This is a genomic window from Flavobacterium sp. N1994, assembly GCF_025947145.1.
Lineage (GTDB): Bacteria > Bacteroidota > Bacteroidia > Flavobacteriales > Flavobacteriaceae > Flavobacterium.
On sequence record NZ_CP109999.1, the window covers coordinates 297,383 to 313,166 of the forward strand.

The window sequence follows — 15,784 nt, forward strand, 5'->3', positions numbered from 1 at the left end:
GATTTGTCGAATGAATTTGATAAACTATAAAAAGTAACAAAATGAAAGCGGAAGACATTGAAAAAAAACTGCAAAGCATCACGCAAAACGGACAGCATTTAAGTCCAATTTTACCTGAAGGGGTAAAGAATTATTTAATTGATATTGACGGAACCGTTTGTGATGATATTCCAAACGAAGAGCCAGAAAGAATGTTGACCGCAGAGGTGTATCCAGATGCTTTGGTAACGTTGAACAAATGGTATGATGAAGGTCATATTATATTTTTCTTTACTTCAAGAACCGAAGCTCACAGAGAGTATACAGAGATTTGGTTGAAAAAACACGGATTCAAATACCACGGTATTCTTTTCGGAAAACCAAGAGGAGGCAACTACCACTGGATAGATAATCACTTGGTAAAAGCGACTCGTTACAGAGGAAAGTTCACTGATTTAGTAGAAAAAGAAGTAACCATTCAGGTGTTCGATGACGAGCATCATGAATAAATAATAAATTATGTCAGAAGTATTAAATGTGCCAACGATGGCAGAAATGATGGCTCAAGGCAAGCAACCCGAAGTTTTGTTTTGGGTAGGTTGTGCGGGTAGCTTTGATGACAGAGCCAAAAAAATTACTAAGGCATTTGTGCGTATTTTAAATCGTGCCAATGTTGCCTTTGCTGTATTGGGAACGGAAGAAAGTTGTACTGGTGATCCGGCCAAAAGAGCAGGTAATGAATTTTTGTTCCAGATGCAAGCTATGATGAACATTGAGGTTTTGAATGCTTATGAAGCCAAAAAAATCGTTACCGCTTGTCCACATTGTTTTAATACACTGAAAAACGAATACCCTGAATTAGGAGGGAAGTATGAAGTAGTTCACCACACCGAATTCTTGAAATCTTTATTAGATAGTGGAAGATTAACCATTGAAGGCGGACAGTTCAAAGGAAAAAGAATCACTTTTCATGACCCTTGTTATCTAGGGAGAGCTAACAATATCTATGAAGCTCCAAGAGATTTAATTCAGAAGTTAGATGCAGAATTAGTGGAAATGAAACGCTCGCGTGCCAATGGTTTATGCTGTGGTGCTGGTGGCGCTCAGATGTTTAAAGATGCTGAAAAAGGGGATAAAGAGATTAATGTAGAAAGAACCGAAGACGCTTTAGCCACTAAACCAGAAATCATTGCAGCGGGTTGTCCGTTTTGCAATACCATGATGACTGACGGAGTAAAAGCCAAAGAACAAGAAGCCAATATCAAAGTGATGGATATTGCAGAACTGATTGCAAACGCTCAAGATTTGTAATACACAATTCACAATTTAAAATAATAATTACATGTACGTTCCCTTTGAAAATTTACCCGAAGATTCCAAAATTTGGATTTACCCATCCAATCGCAAATTTTCAGACGACGAGATGACCGAAATCGAAAATGATTTGAAAGCTTTTATTGAAAACTGGTCGGCACACGGAACCGGTTTAGAGGCTTCTTATCTTTTAAAATACAATCGCTTTATCATTTTGGCAGTCAATCAGGAAGTGCAACAAGCAACGGGTTGTTCTATCGATTCTTCAGTGGCTTTTATTCAAAATTTAGAGCAAAAATACCAAGTCGATTTGTTAGATAAAATGAATGTGACTTTCAAAAACGGAGAACACATAGCTCATAAATCATTACTTGATTTTAAACGGATGGCTAAAGAAAAAGCAGTAACTGCCAATACCATCGTTTTTAATAATTTAGTGAATAGTATCGAAGAGTTTAACGAAAGTTGGGAAGTTCCTGCAGGCGAAAGCTGGCACAGTCGTTTCTTTTAATTCCTTTTACATGAAGAGTCTTTGGTTCAAAATAAGCGCATTGGCGATGGTGTCGTTTTTGGTTACGAATTGTTCGTCTACCAAAGCATTACCTAACAATACCCATTTAGCCAAAGCCGGAATTGCCGAAGACGAAGAAATCTATATCCCACACTTAAAATCAGAACGAAAAAACTTTTTTCCTGAAACTGATGCAGAAATTCATTGGGTGGATAGTGTTTATAATCAACTTTCCTTTGATGAAAAAGTAGGGCAATTATTTATGGTGGCGGCTTATTCTAATAGAGATGCCTCTCATGAAGCCGACATCGACAAACTCATTACTGAAAATAAAATAGGCGGATTAATATTTTTTCAAGGCGGTCCTTTTCGTCAAGCCAAATTAACGAATCATTTTCAGTCGAAATCAAAAGTGCCCTTATTCATAGGAATTGATGCTGAATGGGGAATGAGCATGCGTTTGGATTCTACCTTCCGTTATCCTTTCAATATGACTTTAGGTGCTATCAAAGATTTGAAATTGATAGAGAAAGTAGGCACTAGCATGGCCAAAGAAAGTAAAAGAATGGGAGTCCATTTCAACTTTGCTCCGGTTTTAGATATCAATACCAATCCTAAGAATCCTATTATTGGTTATCGTTCTTTTGGCGAGAATAAAGTCAATGTCACGGAACACGCCATCGCTTTGATGACAGGAGCTCAAAATCAAGGGATATTTTCTACTGGAAAACACTTCCCAGGTCACGGAGATACTGCCACTGATTCTCATGCTTCCTTGCCAACAGTTAACGCAACATTAGATCATTTAGAAAAAGTAGAATTGTACCCCTACAAAAGAATGTTTGATGAAGGTTTGGTTTCTGTAATGGTAGCTCATTTGAATGTGCCGAGTATCGAACCAAGAGAAGGCTATCCTACTTCTATTTCTTATAATGTGGTAACCAACATCCTAAAAAACGAGTTGGGTTTTGACGGGCTTATTTTTACCGATGCCTTGAATATGAAAGGGGCTAGTAATTTCAGAAAGCCAGGTGATATTGATTTAGAAGCCTTTCAAGCTGGAAACGACATCTTGCTTTTTGCTGAAAATGTGCCCCTAGCTTCTGAAAAAATTTGTATGGCGTATCAAGACAGTCTAATTTCAGAAAGTCGATTAGCCGAATCCGTAAAAAAGATTTTGCATTATAAATACAAAGCGGGACTTAATCAATATAAGCCAGTAGAACCCATTAATCTATTCCATGATATTAATCCTAGTAGCAATGAACAGTTGCAATATGAGTTGTATGAAAATGCGGTTACCGTTGTAAAAAATGATGAGGGAATATTACCGATAAAAGATTTAAATCAAAAAATTGCCTATGTAAAATTGGGTGATGACACTAACAGTTCGTTTGTAACTACTTTAAAAAAATATACTGAAGTAACTGAAGTTTCGGATGCCAATGTGGATTCGTTACTAGTAAAATTAAAGGATTACACTACCGTAATTATTGGCTATCATAAGTCAGATAAATCATGGTGGAAAGTCCCAGCTTTTACGGATACAGAATTACAAATTATAAGTAAAGTTGGTGCGCAAAACAAAGTTATTTTAGATTGTTTTTCCAAGCCTTATGTATTATCCCAAATTCAAAATTTTGATGTTATTAAAGGATTGGTAGTCTCCTATCAAAATCAAGATATCGCTCAATTAGTTTCGGCTGAAGTCCTTTTCGGAGCAATAGAATCAAAAGGGAAATTATCAGTTTCTATAAACGAAACCTATAAAGCAGGAGATGGTTTAACTACTGAGAAACTAAACCGATTAAGTTTTGGTGTTCCTGAAAGTGTCAATATGAGTTCTGAAAAACTGAAACAAATTGAGACTATTGCTCAAAAAGCTATTGATGGCAAAATGGCACCAGGTATGCAGATTTTAGTCGCTCGTAAAGGGAAAGTCATTTATCAAAAGTCTTTTGGGAAACAAACGTATGAGGGTAATGTTAAAGTTAAAAACACCGACTTATATGATGTAGCTTCGATGACCAAAATGGTGGCAACATTGCCTAATGTGATGCAGTTGTATGATCAAAAGAAAGTTACTTTAGCGACTACTTTGGGGGAAATGTTACCTATCTTCAAAGGTTCAAATAAACAGCAAATAACCTTCAAGGAATTGCTTTCTCATTATGGCAGATTGCAAGCTTGGATTCCGTTTTATAAAGCTACTTTAGATTCGGCTAAAATGCCTTTAGACAAATACTATAAAAAAGTATATACCGAAGGATTTACCAAAAGAGTTTCCGATAGTTTGTTTTTACGGGATGATTATCATGATACTATTATGAAAAAAATTGTTAATAGTCCGTTGATAGAAAAAAAGGAATACCGATATAGTGATTTTACGTTCATTATCCTGAAACAATATTTAGAAAAAACTACAGGGAAGCATTTGGAGGATTTGGCTTATGATAATTTTTATAAATCGCTTGGGATGAATAATACATTATATAATCCTTTAAAGAGATTTGACAAAAGTGTTATTGCACCCACTGAAATCGATACTTATTTCCGTCATACTTTAGTACAAGGCTATGTTCATGATATGGAAGCTGCTATGGAAGATGGAGTAGGTGGTCATGCTGGTATTTTTTCGAATGCGATGGATATTGCCAAAATGATGCAGTTGTATCTTCAAAAAGGAAATTATGGGGGACAGCAGTATTTCTCTGAAGCTACTTTTAATGATTTTAATACTTGCTGGTTTTGTGCTGAAGGAAATCGACGTGGCTTAGGATTTGACAAACCACAACTTAGTGGAGGTGGCCCAACTTGTGGTTGCGTTTCGATGTCGAGTTTTGGTCACACTGGTTTTACTGGAACTATAGCTTGGGTTGACCCAAAAACAGATATTGTCTATATTTTTCTTTCCAATAGAACCTATCCTGATTCTAACTTACCCAATACGCTTTCCAAGCAAAATATCCGTGAAGACATTCAAAAAGTGATTCAGGATGCGATTATGGATAAATAATCTTTAACTCTTTTTTAGTCATATTCAATCCTAATTTTCTTAAATTCGTATCCACAAAATCAATTTATGAAAATAGCCATTGTTTGCTATCCAACGTTTGGAGGAAGCGGCGTAGTTGCCACAGAGTTAGGACTGGAGCTCGCTCACCGAGGACACGAGATACATTTCATTACCTATAGACAACCTGTACGGTTAGCGTTATTAAATTCGAACGTACATTATCATGAGGTCAATGTTCCTGAATATCCCTTGTTTCATTACCAACCTTATGAGTTAGCCTTGTCTAGTAAACTGGTGGATACGGTTAAACTTTATAAAATTGAATTATTACATGTGCATTATGCGATTCCCCATGCCTATGCGGGTTATATGGCCAAGCAAATGTTGAAAAGTGAAGGCATACATATTCCGATGGTTACCACGCTTCACGGTACTGATATCACATTGGTAGGAAACCATCCCGTATACAAAACGGCTGTAACTTTTAGTATCAATAAATCGGATGTGGTGACTTCGGTTTCTCAAAGTTTGAAAGACGATACTTATAATCATTTCAAAATCAAAAAGGACATTCATGTAATCCCTAATTTTATTGAATTGGACAAGATTCGAAATGAGACACTGATTTCTTGTCAGCGTTCCGTTATGGCAAAAAAGGAAGAGCGTATTGTCACACATATTAGTAACTTCCGAAAAGTAAAACGCATTCCAGATATTATTAAAATATTTTATAAGATTCAGGAAAAGATTCCAGCCAAGTTGATGATGGTAGGCGATGGACCTGAAAAATCCAAAGCAGAAGAATTGTGTCAAGAATTGGGTATTGAAGACAAGGTAATTTTCTTTGGCAACAGTCACGAAATAGACCAAATATTATCGTATTCCGATTTGTTCTTATTACCTTCAGAAACGGAAAGTTTTGGATTGGCAGCTTTAGAAGCCATGGCTTGGAGTGTTCCTGTTATTTCTAGTAACTCGGGTGGTTTACCCGAAGTGAATTTTGATGGAATATCGGGATATTTGAGTAATGTTGGAGATATTGATAGCATGGCAGCCAATGCTTTGACTATTTTATCCGATGATGTTACTTTAAAAACATTTAAACAGAATGCATTAAGCACTGCTAAACAATTTGATATTAAAAACATATTGCCACTTTATGAAGAATTGTATCATAAGGCGCTTCAAAAAAGTAAATCAAAATGAAAAAAGGAATTGCCGCACTACTAGTTTTGTTTTTAGTTTCATGTTCGTCAACGAAAAGCACCGTTACTAAACCTTTGTATGAAGTACTAATGGTTAATAACGATGGTGGTGCTAATATTAAGTTTTACGAAATATTGACAGAGTCGAAAGAAATCAAAATGCTTTTGGGAGATGAATCATTACGTAAACTGATAAAACCTCAAGATGTTGACAATAGCAGTTTTGTTATTTTTAATACAGGACCAACAAAGGAAAGTTATAATAGAATGAAGATTGAAAAAGTGATAGAAACTCCATCGCAAATTGAATTCTATATTAAAGATACTCAAAAGAATATTGATGCTACTCTTACGGATGATGAAACGCTTTACCCTTATACTATTGTAAAAGTCAATTCGAAGAAACCGATTGTTATTAAATAAAAAAATCCCGTCTGTTTAAGACGGGATTTTTTTTATAATGATAGGATTAAAATCGGTAACGAATTCCTAAAGCAATGTCTGGACCGAAACTATTTTCTCTAAATTGATTACTACCAGTATTGTTTAAATAAAATTCTGGTCTAAAATCTAAAGATAATTGAATTGGAGCTTCTTGAAAGTTATATTCAATACCAAGATCTCCAGCAGCAAGAAGAATAGTACCATTTTGGCTTATTCCACCTTTGTCATATCTCCAACTTCCAACTCCAGCACCAACTCCAGCATACCAATTAAAACCTTTATCAATATCCCAAACCCATTGGTATAAACCAACTAGTTTGAAAGCATCAACGTCTTTACTGTTTCTCCAACCTAAATCTAATTCTAAACGATTGTTTTTAGACAATCCTCTTTGGTAAGAAACCTCTCCACCAAAACCATCGTTGTTACCTAAACGTAAACCCAATGCGTTCTTTGAAATGTCTTGAGCCTGTGCGCTAAATGCTAATCCCACTAGCATGAAAGCAGATAAAATGATTTTTTTCATTGTTTAATTTTTTAAATTAGTTTTTGCAAAGTTGCCAAAAATCATGCCAACTTCCTTACATAATTCTGCAAATCTCTTATATAATTGTGAATTACACTAAACAGTTGAAATTATTTTTTCTTTATAAAACTATGTTTAAGTATTTAAAATATTGATTTACAGCATATTTTATGAAAAATAAATTATATTCTTCTCGCTTTGCTTGCTGTTTTTTGTTGTAAACTTTTATTTATCTCAACAATTAGTTAGGGTTAACTTTTAAATAATAAACTTTTACATTTTTAAACTTTACGCTATATTTGTTTAAAACAATAGATATGGCTGGTAATAGCTACGGAACACTTTTTAAACTTACCACTTTTGGAGAATCACACGGCGAAGCTTTAGGTGGAATTATTGATGGATGTCCAGCAGGAATAACATTGGATTTAAGTGCTATTCAAAATGAAATGCAACGTAGAAAACCAGGTCAATCTTCCATTGTTACCCAAAGGAAAGAAGAAGATGAAGTGCAATTTCTTTCAGGATTGTTTGAAGGCAAAACGACAGGAACTCCAATAGGATTTATTATTCCCAATACCAATCAGAAGTCGGATGATTATTCCCATATCAAAGAGAGTTATCGTCCAAGTCATGCTGATTTTGTGTATGAAAAAAAATATGGAATTCGGGATTATCGTGGTGGCGGAAGAAGTTCAGCTCGTGAGACGGCTTGTAGAGTTGTTGCTGGTGCTATTGCAAAACAAGTAGTATCAACTATTAAAATCAATGCTTTTGTTTCCTCTGTGGGTACTATTTTTATTGATAAACCCTATCAAGATTTAGATTTTTCTCTAATTGAATCTAATGCAGTCCGCTGTCCCGATTTGGCTACAGCCGAAAAAATGGAAAACTACATTAAAGAAATTCGCAAAGAAGGGGATACCGTTGGAGGGACCATAACTTGTGTAATTCAGAATGTTCCCATTGGTCTAGGAGAACCTGTTTTTGATAAATTGCATGCCGAATTAGGGAAAGCTATGCTTTCTATCAATGCAGTCAAGGGATTTGAATATGGTAGTGGATTTTGCGGAGCCCAAATGAAAGGCAGTGAACACAATGATTTATATAATGAAGATGGTACAACAAAAACTAATCTTTCAGGGGGCATTCAAGGAGGAATATCAAACGGAATGGATATCTATTTCAGAGTGGCCTTTAAACCAGTAGCTACTTTGATTCAGAAACAAGAAGTACTAACTACTCAAAATATTTTGGTTGAACAGCAAGGAAAAGGAAGACATGATCCGTGTGTAGTTCCACGTGCTGTGCCAATAGTGGAAGCCATGGCTGCGCTAGTTTTAGCCGATTTTTATTTACTAAACAAAACATACCAAAAATAAATGAGCACTATCGAAACTCCAAAGAAATCCCTTTTTTCTAATCTTACCGTTCAAATACTTATAGCCATGTTTCTGGGAGCAATTCTAGGAATTTTTGTGCATAATAATTATTCAGAAGACGTAGCCAGTGATTTTAGCGGTTACATCAAAATGTTAGCCACTATTTTCATCCGATTGGTTCAAATGATTATTTCTCCATTGGTATTTACTACTTTGGTAGTAGGTATTGCTAAACTTGGTGACATCAAAGCTGTTGGAAGAATAGGAGGTAAGGCATTAGGATGGTTCTTTACGGCCTCTTTTATTTCTCTTTTGATAGGAATGTTTTGGGTCAATACTTTAAAGCCAGGAGTTGGATTAGCATTAGGAAATGTGGACATGTCAACCGCAACAGAAGTTGTTGAAAAGACCGATGGGTTCTCGGCTCAAAATTTTGTTGAACACATTATCCCAAAAAGTATAGTGGAAGCTATGGCTAATAATGAAATATTGCAAATTGTAATTTTCTCTATCTTCTTTGGATTAGCAGCTGCTTCTATAGGTTCCAATGCCAAACCTGTTGTAAATGCTTTAGACAAAACTTCACATATCATTTTAAAGATGGTAAATTATGTGATGAAGTTTGCTCCAATTGGAGTTTTCGGAGCCATAGCAGGTGTGTTTGCTATTCGTGATTTGAATGATTTGTTACTTACTTATGCGAAGTTTTTCGGTTCTTTTTTAGTTGGAATTTCAACTTTATGGATAGTATTGTTGTTAATCGGTTATATTTTTCTAAAGAACAATATGTCTAAATTACTAAAACATATTGTTAGTCCATTAATAATTGCATTTGGCACTACTAGTTCTGAAGCAGTCTTCCCAAAATTGACAGAAGAATTGGAACGTTTTGGTGTGAAAGATAAAATAGTATCTTTCATGTTGCCTTTAGGCTATTCTTTTAATCTTGATGGGAGTATGATGTACATGACTTTTGCCAGTATTTTTATTGCTCAAGCTTATGGAGTTCCTTTAGATTTTGGTACTCAAATGACTATGCTTTTGGTTCTAATGCTTACTAGCAAAGGAATAGCAGGTGTTCCAAGAGCTAGTTTGGTAGTGGTCGCAGCGACTTGTGGGATGTTCAAAATACCTATAGAAGGTATTGCTTTAATACTTCCAATTGACCATTTTTGCGATATGTTTAGAAGTGCAACCAACGTTTTAGGAAATGCTTTGGCAACATCTGTAGTTGGAAAATATGAAAAAGAGAGTTAAAATTTTATTTATATCAAAATACTTTCTTAAATTCGCTTCTTATAACTAAAAAAATAAACATTTTATGAAAAAATTATTACTTTTATTCTCAATTGTTATTGGTTTTTCTTACACTGGTAACTCTCAAGTTGTTTTTAGCGAAAATTGGGATGGTCAAGGGCCTGGAATTGCTGGTTGGACATTGTACAATGTTGATGGGCTAACTCCAAACGCAGGTGTGTCTTTTGTTAACAATGCTTGGATAAGTACTGCTCAGGAGTTTGACAATAATGTTGCTATGAGTACTTCTTGGTATACCCCAGCAGGTGATTCTAATGACTGGTTAGTTTCTCCATCTATTGTTTTGCCAGCAGGAACTAACACTCTGTATTGGGATGGTCTAGCTTTTGATCCAACTTATCCTGATTCTTATAAAGTTTATGTATCAACTGCAGGAAATGCTGTTACTGATTTTACTTTAGAGGAAATAGATATTAACCCTGAAAGCGCTACAGGATGGGTAAGACATTCTATTGATTTGAGTGCTTATTCTGGTCAAACAATTTATCTTGCTTTCCAAAACTATTCTAGTGATATGTTTTTATTGGCATTGGATAATATTAGTATTGTAAACAATAATACATGTACGGCTCCAACAAGAGACGTAACTAATGGAGTAACTTTAACCTCAGCTCTTGTATCTTGGTCTGATGAAGGAGCTTCAAGTTATGATTTAGCCATAGGAACTGCTGGATTTACACCATCAACTCCTACAAACACTTCTACTACAAATTCATATACTTTTACAGGTTTAACGCCTAATACACGTTATCAGGTTTATGTAAGAAGTGGATGTGGTTCTGCATGGGTAGGTCCTTATTCAGTATTTACAGCTAAAGCATTACCATATGCTTATGGATTTGATACAACTGGTGGTTATGCTCAAGATGGATGGGAAGGTACATGGTCTACATCTACAACAGCCGCTAATGCTCAAGCAGGTCCTCAATATGTTTTTTCTAATAGTTCAACAACTGCAGCTACAAACAGATCGGTTTTCGTAAGACCTATTTCTTTGTCAGCTGGTGAGCAAGTAACTGTAAGTTTTTACCACAGAGAAAGTACTGCAACTGCAAACCGTTCATTGAGATTAAGAGTTTATCCTCCAGGGGCAACAACACCAACAGTAATTTGGACAGGAACTGCTTTACAAACAACAGCTTATACACAAGTTACGGCTCCTACTTATACAGCTACCACTGCAGGAACTTATTATTTTGAGTTTAATGATTTTACTGGTATTTCAACTGCGGCTACTACAATGAGATTGGATACAGTTAATATGACTTCAGTTTTAGGAACGAATGATTTCTTATCATCTAAATTCTCTGTTTTCCCTAACCCTACAACTAATGTTATCAACTTCTCTAACGATCAGAATGCTGTAGTTAGTTCTGTTGAAATGACTGACTTGAATGGAAGAGTAGTTAAATCTTTAAAAGTTAATGCTACTGAAGGTCAAATTTCAGTTGGTGATTTAGCAACTGGAATGTACATGATGAAAATCACTACTGACCAAGGAGTTGCTGTTAAGAAAATTGTTAGACAATAATTTCTTCAATCATATAAAGAAGCCATCAGAAATGATGGCTTTTTTTATTGCAAAAATTTAGATTTTAGTTCTAGGGTTGGTATCATACAACTTTCTTTTTTACCAAACCATTTATAGCGGTTTTTGGCAACAATATCATAAATATAGTTTAGGGTAGATTTTGGTAAAATTGAAAAAACAGATAAATAGTTATAAAAGCCATTTAATTCTTTAATAATTTTAAAAGCAGCCTCTGATTTATAGTAATACTCACTTTTTGGAATGTACAAAATAATACTGTCAATGTTTACATCTGAAATCCCTAAGTGATTTATAATCTTCTGACCTAATTCAGATTGAAGAGACACAAATCGGAAAGTATCTTTTTTGTCGTGTTTAATGACTAATTGAACAGAAGAGTTGCAAAGATTACATACCCCATCAAATAGGATAATCTTTTTGTCTATTGGTAAGTCAATGATTTCCATAATTGGGATTATTTCGCTTGAACGTATTCAAGCTCTTCAATGCTTACTTTTGAAGTGAATACACCGTAATTTACTATAGCCTTATTCTTTTCAATTTTATCAATAGTTCCTATTGATTTTCCATCAATCATTCGAACTCGATCACCAGCTTTTAAAGTCACTTTTGGTTTTTCTGCTTCTAGCTTTAGCGCTTTGATTTTCTTTTCTTTTTTGGCTACACGAATTTCTTCTACTTTGGCTTCTACTTCTTGAGTTACTATTTTCTTAATAATTTCTTTGGCTACTTTTTCTTTTACCGTAGCTTTTTTGCGTTTGGAATTTTCTATTTCCACCATCTTTAAGAATTCACCAATTAGTACTTTTTTGTCTTTATTGTTAAAGTACTTCTCTGCAATATCATCTACTTTTTGTCCCATGTAAATAAGACGTTGGTTGGCATCATACAATTCTTGATAGCGTTCTAGCTTCTCTTGAATTTTCGAATTGATGCTTTCCATTTTTTTGCCTTCTTCCCGTGCTTTAGTTTCTTCTTCTTTTAGATTTAGAGAAGTTTTTTCTAGTTTGGAACGCTCTTTTTGAAGTGTGGCGATGGTTTTGTCAAAACGTACTTTGCCGCCTTCTATTTTCTTTTTGGCCCTGTTGATTAATCCGAAGGGAATGCCATTTTTCTGAGCCACTTCAAAAGTGAAGGAACTTCCTGCTTGCCCTAGAATTAATTTATACATTGGTTCCAAAGACTTTTCATCAAAAAGCATATTGGCATTACTAGCAAACGGCAATTCGTTAGCTAAGATTTTTAAATTGGAATAATGGGTGGTAATGATCCCGAAGGCTTCTCTGTGGTAGAATTCTTCTAAGAATATCTCGGCTAAAGCACCTCCTAATTCGGGGTCAGAACCTGTTCCAAATTCATCAATTAAGAATAAGGTCTTAGCATTGCATTTTTTGAGGAAGTAATTCATGTTCTTCAAGCGATAACTATATGTGCTTAAGTGATTTTCTATCGATTGGTTATCACCAATATCTGTTAAGATTCTATCAAATAAGAACGTTTTGCTTCGTTCGTGAACGGGGATTAATATGCCACATTGTAGCATTAATTGAAGTAAACCTACTGTTTTTAAGGATATGGTTTTCCCTCCAGCATTTGGACCAGAAATTACAATAATTCGGCTTTCAGGATTGAGTTCTATGGTTTGTGGAAAGGTGGTTTCCTTTTTCTCTAAATTGTTTAAATATAAAATAGGATGGAAAGCTTCCCTGAAATACAATTGTTTCTCGGTAGTTATAGTTGGTAAAACGCCATTTATTTTTCTAGCATATTTTGCTTTAGCGGCAACAACATCAATGTCACTTAAGAAATCTTGGTATTGTCTTAAAAGCTCTAAAAAAGGGCGAATATCATTGGATAACTTCTTTAATATTCGTGTTATTTCTTCTCTTTCTTCGTATTCTAGATTACTTAGTTCTCTTGAATACCGTAGGGTTGCTTCGGGTTCAATATAAGCAATGCTTCCTGTTTTGGAACTACCTAAAATTGAACCTTTTACTTTACGACGGTACATCGCCATAACAGCTAATACTCTTCGATTATCAACGATACTTTCTTTGATTTCATCTAGATATCCTAAACCATTATACTGACTTAATGCTTGTCCGAAACTTTGATTGACTTTACCACGAACCAAGTTCATATCTCTACGAATATTGATTAAATCTGGGGACGCATTGTCTTTTATTTCTCCGTATTTATCAACTACCTCGTCAATTTTCTGAATGATGTATTTGGTGTATTCTACTTGAAGGGCTTTCTCGTTTAGTTTTGGGTAATAGTCATGGAATTTTTTAAAGAAAAGCAACAGCACATTTACCGTTTCAGAGAGCGTAGCTATTTTTCTGAAACTACTTACTTCAAGAAAGCTATCTTCGATGGCTAAGAACTTTAAATCATTCGTAAGATTATCAAAACCGTGGTTGGGAATGGCATTGTTATTAGAAAAAGAGGAGAGGTATTCCGATGTTTGCAGCAAGGCATCCATCAGAGCTTCCTTGTCTTTGAAGGGAACTATCTCAAGCCCTTTTTGTTTGCCTATTTCAGTATTGCATCGGTCTGAAATGGTTTGCAAAACGGTGTTGAATTCTAAGTCTTGTAATGTTTTATCGGTAATGGATATCATTCAATTGCGGTCTTTGGTTCAAAGTTACAAAGGATGCGACGCATATTGCAACTGAAAATACTATTTTTGATAAAATTTTAAGAGATGTTTATCAAAATAAATCCTTCTTGGCAAAAGGTACTTTCTACTGAGTTTGAAAAGCCCTACTTTGAATCGTTGATTTCCTTTGTTAAAAACGAATATGCTACTAAACGATGCTTTCCAAAGGGAAGTGAAATCTTTGCGGCTTTCGACCATTGTCCGTTTGATAAGGTTAAGGTAGTCATTATTGGTCAAGACCCTTATCATGGTTTAGGACAGGCTAATGGATTGTGTTTTTCTGTTAATGATGGTATTGCTTTTCCTCCTTCGCTTATTAATATTTTCAAAGAGATTCAATCGGATTTGATGATTCCGTTTCTGCTATCAGGAAATTTGGAGCGTTGGGCTGACCAAGGCGTTTTGTTGCTCAATGCTACTTTGACGGTTAGAGAAAGTGAAGCAGGGAGTCATCAAAATAAGGGATGGGAAACGTTTACAGATGCTGTTATTCAGAAGCTATCGGATGAGAAGGAACACGTTGTGTTTTTGCTTTGGGGAGGTTTCGCTAAAAAGAAAGGCGCCAAAATTGACCGAAATAAACATTATGTCTTAGAGACTGGACATCCCTCTCCATTGAGTGCCAATAGAGGATTGTGGTTTGGAAATAAACATTTTAGTAAAACTAATTTTTACTTAGAAGGTTTAGGAAAAGAAGCTATAAAATGGTAAAATTAATTTACCGTAAAATGATAGTAACCCCCACCATCTAAACCTGTAATCAAGGAATTGATGTTTAGGATTAAACGTGTTGCTGGGCTAACAGATTGTAATTCAACGCTATTTACAGAATCGCTGTTGTAGCCAAAACTCAAACGATACGATCCAGCTGATAATAATGGAAATCCAACTCGGTATTCATAGGTTTCATTAGTGGTATTGTATTCACAAATTCCATAAACATACGAACCGTTTTGGGCAGTACCTTTTACGATGTCTAATTGAGAATCATTTACTGTTACTACATCCCAAGTGTTGGAACTGTTTTGTTTTTCTATAACATAAGAAAAAGTAAATTGATTGGCACCTGTTGATTGATAAATATCTAAAAGAGCCCCATCATTTAAATACCTTGAGAAATTGGCATTAACGTATAATTTTTCACCAACGTTATAAGTTGGCGTATGCGCTTCAATAGCAACTAAATTAGGGACATTAACAAAAGCATTATTGTAAAATCCGTCATCATTAGTATTGCAATTTGTAACTAATAAAGCGATGGTTATAAGAGCTATATATTTTAATTTTTTCATTTTATTATATTTTAAAATCGGTATCCCAAATTAAGCCCTACTCTTGAAATCACATCAGGACTTTTGTTTCTGTCTATTAAGTTTTTACCAAAACCTACTATGAATTCTAGTGCAATAGAATTATGGAAATACATTTTGTAACCTAAACTTCCGCCTAATCCAAAATCAGTATATTTTGATTTTTTTGTAGTGTAGTAATCCGGCAATGCCATATCTGTTATTCGGACTATTTCTTTGTAATCACCCCCATTGTAAGAACCAAAAACTTCGGCAAAATAGTATCTTGATTTACTTTTAGACAAAGCGTATCTTAAATAAGGATTGAATTCGAATTTAGGAACGTTGTTTCGGTATCCGTTGTCAAAATCATCGTTTAGTTTGGTACTATTCGAAAAATTCACATTGAAACCGGTTGACCAGTCTTTCCCAAAAAAACGTTCGTAACTCAAACTGGCTTTGGTGTAGACTATGGCAGACAAAACATCCACACGGAATTCATTCTTTTTATTAGCAAGTACGGTATTCTCTTGCGCTTGTGAGGCTAGAGATAGAAGGAGTAATAGACTAAATAATTTCTTCATTAT

The 15,784-nt window shown here is 34.9% G+C and carries 15 protein-coding genes; 10 read left to right on the forward strand and 5 right to left on the reverse strand.

Annotated features, from left to right (window positions below; all coding sequences use genetic code 11):
* Positions 1–41 precede the first annotated feature (41 nt).
* The 6 genes from OLM53_RS01470 to OLM53_RS01495 all read left to right on the forward strand — a co-directional run bounded on the left by OLM53_RS01470 (position 42) and on the right by OLM53_RS01495 (position 6,448).
* Complete coding sequence (locus OLM53_RS01470; RefSeq protein ID WP_264521286.1) at positions 42–488, forward strand: phosphoheptose isomerase; 447 nt, start codon at positions 42–44, stop codon at positions 486–488.
* A gap of 10 nt (positions 489–498) precedes the next feature.
* Positions 499–1,290 (forward strand): (Fe-S)-binding protein, encoded by a 792-nt coding sequence (locus OLM53_RS01475; RefSeq protein WP_264521287.1) that lies wholly within the window; start codon positions 499–501, stop codon positions 1,288–1,290.
* A gap of 31 nt (positions 1,291–1,321) precedes the next feature.
* Positions 1,322–1,804 (forward strand): ABC transporter ATPase, encoded by a 483-nt coding sequence (locus tag OLM53_RS01480; RefSeq protein WP_264521288.1) that lies wholly within the window; start codon positions 1,322–1,324, stop codon positions 1,802–1,804.
* A gap of 10 nt (positions 1,805–1,814) precedes the next feature.
* A complete protein-coding gene (locus OLM53_RS01485; protein WP_264521289.1) occupies positions 1,815–4,820 on the forward strand; it encodes a glycoside hydrolase family 3 N-terminal domain-containing protein in 3,006 nt (1,001 codons plus the stop codon).
* A 66-nt stretch (positions 4,821–4,886) separates the two neighbouring features.
* Positions 4,887–6,026, forward strand: coding sequence for an N-acetyl-alpha-D-glucosaminyl L-malate synthase BshA (bshA, locus tag OLM53_RS01490; protein WP_264521290.1), 1,140 nt, complete (start codon positions 4,887–4,889; stop codon positions 6,024–6,026).
* Complete coding sequence (locus tag OLM53_RS01495) at positions 6,023–6,448, forward strand: hypothetical protein (RefSeq protein ID WP_264521291.1); 426 nt, start codon at positions 6,023–6,025, stop codon at positions 6,446–6,448. The genes bshA and OLM53_RS01495 overlap by 4 nt, the downstream gene beginning before the upstream one ends.
* A gap of 46 nt (positions 6,449–6,494) precedes the next feature.
* Here OLM53_RS01495 and OLM53_RS01500 read toward each other — a convergent pair whose 3' ends face one another.
* Entirely contained in the window at positions 6,495–6,995 is a 501-nt protein-coding gene (locus OLM53_RS01500) for a porin family protein (RefSeq protein WP_264521292.1), read from the reverse strand.
* A gap of 317 nt (positions 6,996–7,312) precedes the next feature.
* On the opposite strand from OLM53_RS01500, the gene aroC reads away from it, so the two are divergent.
* The 3 genes from aroC (at position 7,313) to OLM53_RS01515 (ending at position 11,225) form a co-directional block, all read left to right on the forward strand.
* Positions 7,313–8,377, forward strand: a complete 1,065-nt coding sequence (aroC, locus tag OLM53_RS01505; RefSeq protein WP_264521293.1) for a chorismate synthase — start codon at positions 7,313–7,315, stop codon at positions 8,375–8,377.
* Positions 8,378–9,634, forward strand: coding sequence for a dicarboxylate/amino acid:cation symporter (locus OLM53_RS01510; protein WP_264521294.1), 1,257 nt, complete (start codon positions 8,378–8,380; stop codon positions 9,632–9,634).
* Positions 9,635–9,698: 64 nt separating this feature from the next.
* Positions 9,699–11,225 (forward strand): T9SS-dependent choice-of-anchor J family protein, encoded by a 1,527-nt coding sequence (locus tag OLM53_RS01515; protein ID WP_264521295.1) that lies wholly within the window; start codon positions 9,699–9,701, stop codon positions 11,223–11,225.
* 44 nt (positions 11,226–11,269) lie between these two features.
* Here the strand turns inward: OLM53_RS01515 and OLM53_RS01520 are convergent, their stop codons facing one another.
* Entirely contained in the window at positions 11,270–11,686 is a 417-nt protein-coding gene (locus OLM53_RS01520) for a thiol-disulfide oxidoreductase DCC family protein (RefSeq protein WP_264522405.1), read from the reverse strand.
* A gap of 14 nt (positions 11,687–11,700) precedes the next feature.
* On the reverse strand, positions 11,701–13,869 hold the full coding sequence (locus OLM53_RS01525) for an endonuclease MutS2 (RefSeq protein ID WP_264521296.1): 2,169 nt from the start codon (positions 13,867–13,869) through the stop codon (positions 11,701–11,703).
* Between the two features lie 84 nt (positions 13,870–13,953).
* Here OLM53_RS01525 and OLM53_RS01530 point away from each other — a divergent pair, with 84 nt between their 5' ends.
* Complete coding sequence (locus tag OLM53_RS01530) at positions 13,954–14,619, forward strand: uracil-DNA glycosylase (RefSeq protein WP_264521297.1); 666 nt, start codon at positions 13,954–13,956, stop codon at positions 14,617–14,619.
* Between the two features lie 2 nt (positions 14,620–14,621).
* On the opposite strand, the gene OLM53_RS01535 is transcribed toward OLM53_RS01530, so the two are convergent.
* The gene (locus OLM53_RS01535) at positions 14,622–15,200 is read right to left on the reverse strand and encodes a hypothetical protein (RefSeq protein WP_264521298.1); all 579 of its coding nucleotides are present in this window, start codon (positions 15,198–15,200) and stop codon (positions 14,622–14,624) included.
* An 11-nt stretch (positions 15,201–15,211) separates the two neighbouring features.
* Positions 15,212–15,781 (reverse strand): DUF3575 domain-containing protein, encoded by a 570-nt coding sequence (locus tag OLM53_RS01540; RefSeq protein WP_264521299.1) that lies wholly within the window; start codon positions 15,779–15,781, stop codon positions 15,212–15,214.
* Positions 15,782–15,784 lie beyond the last annotated feature (3 nt).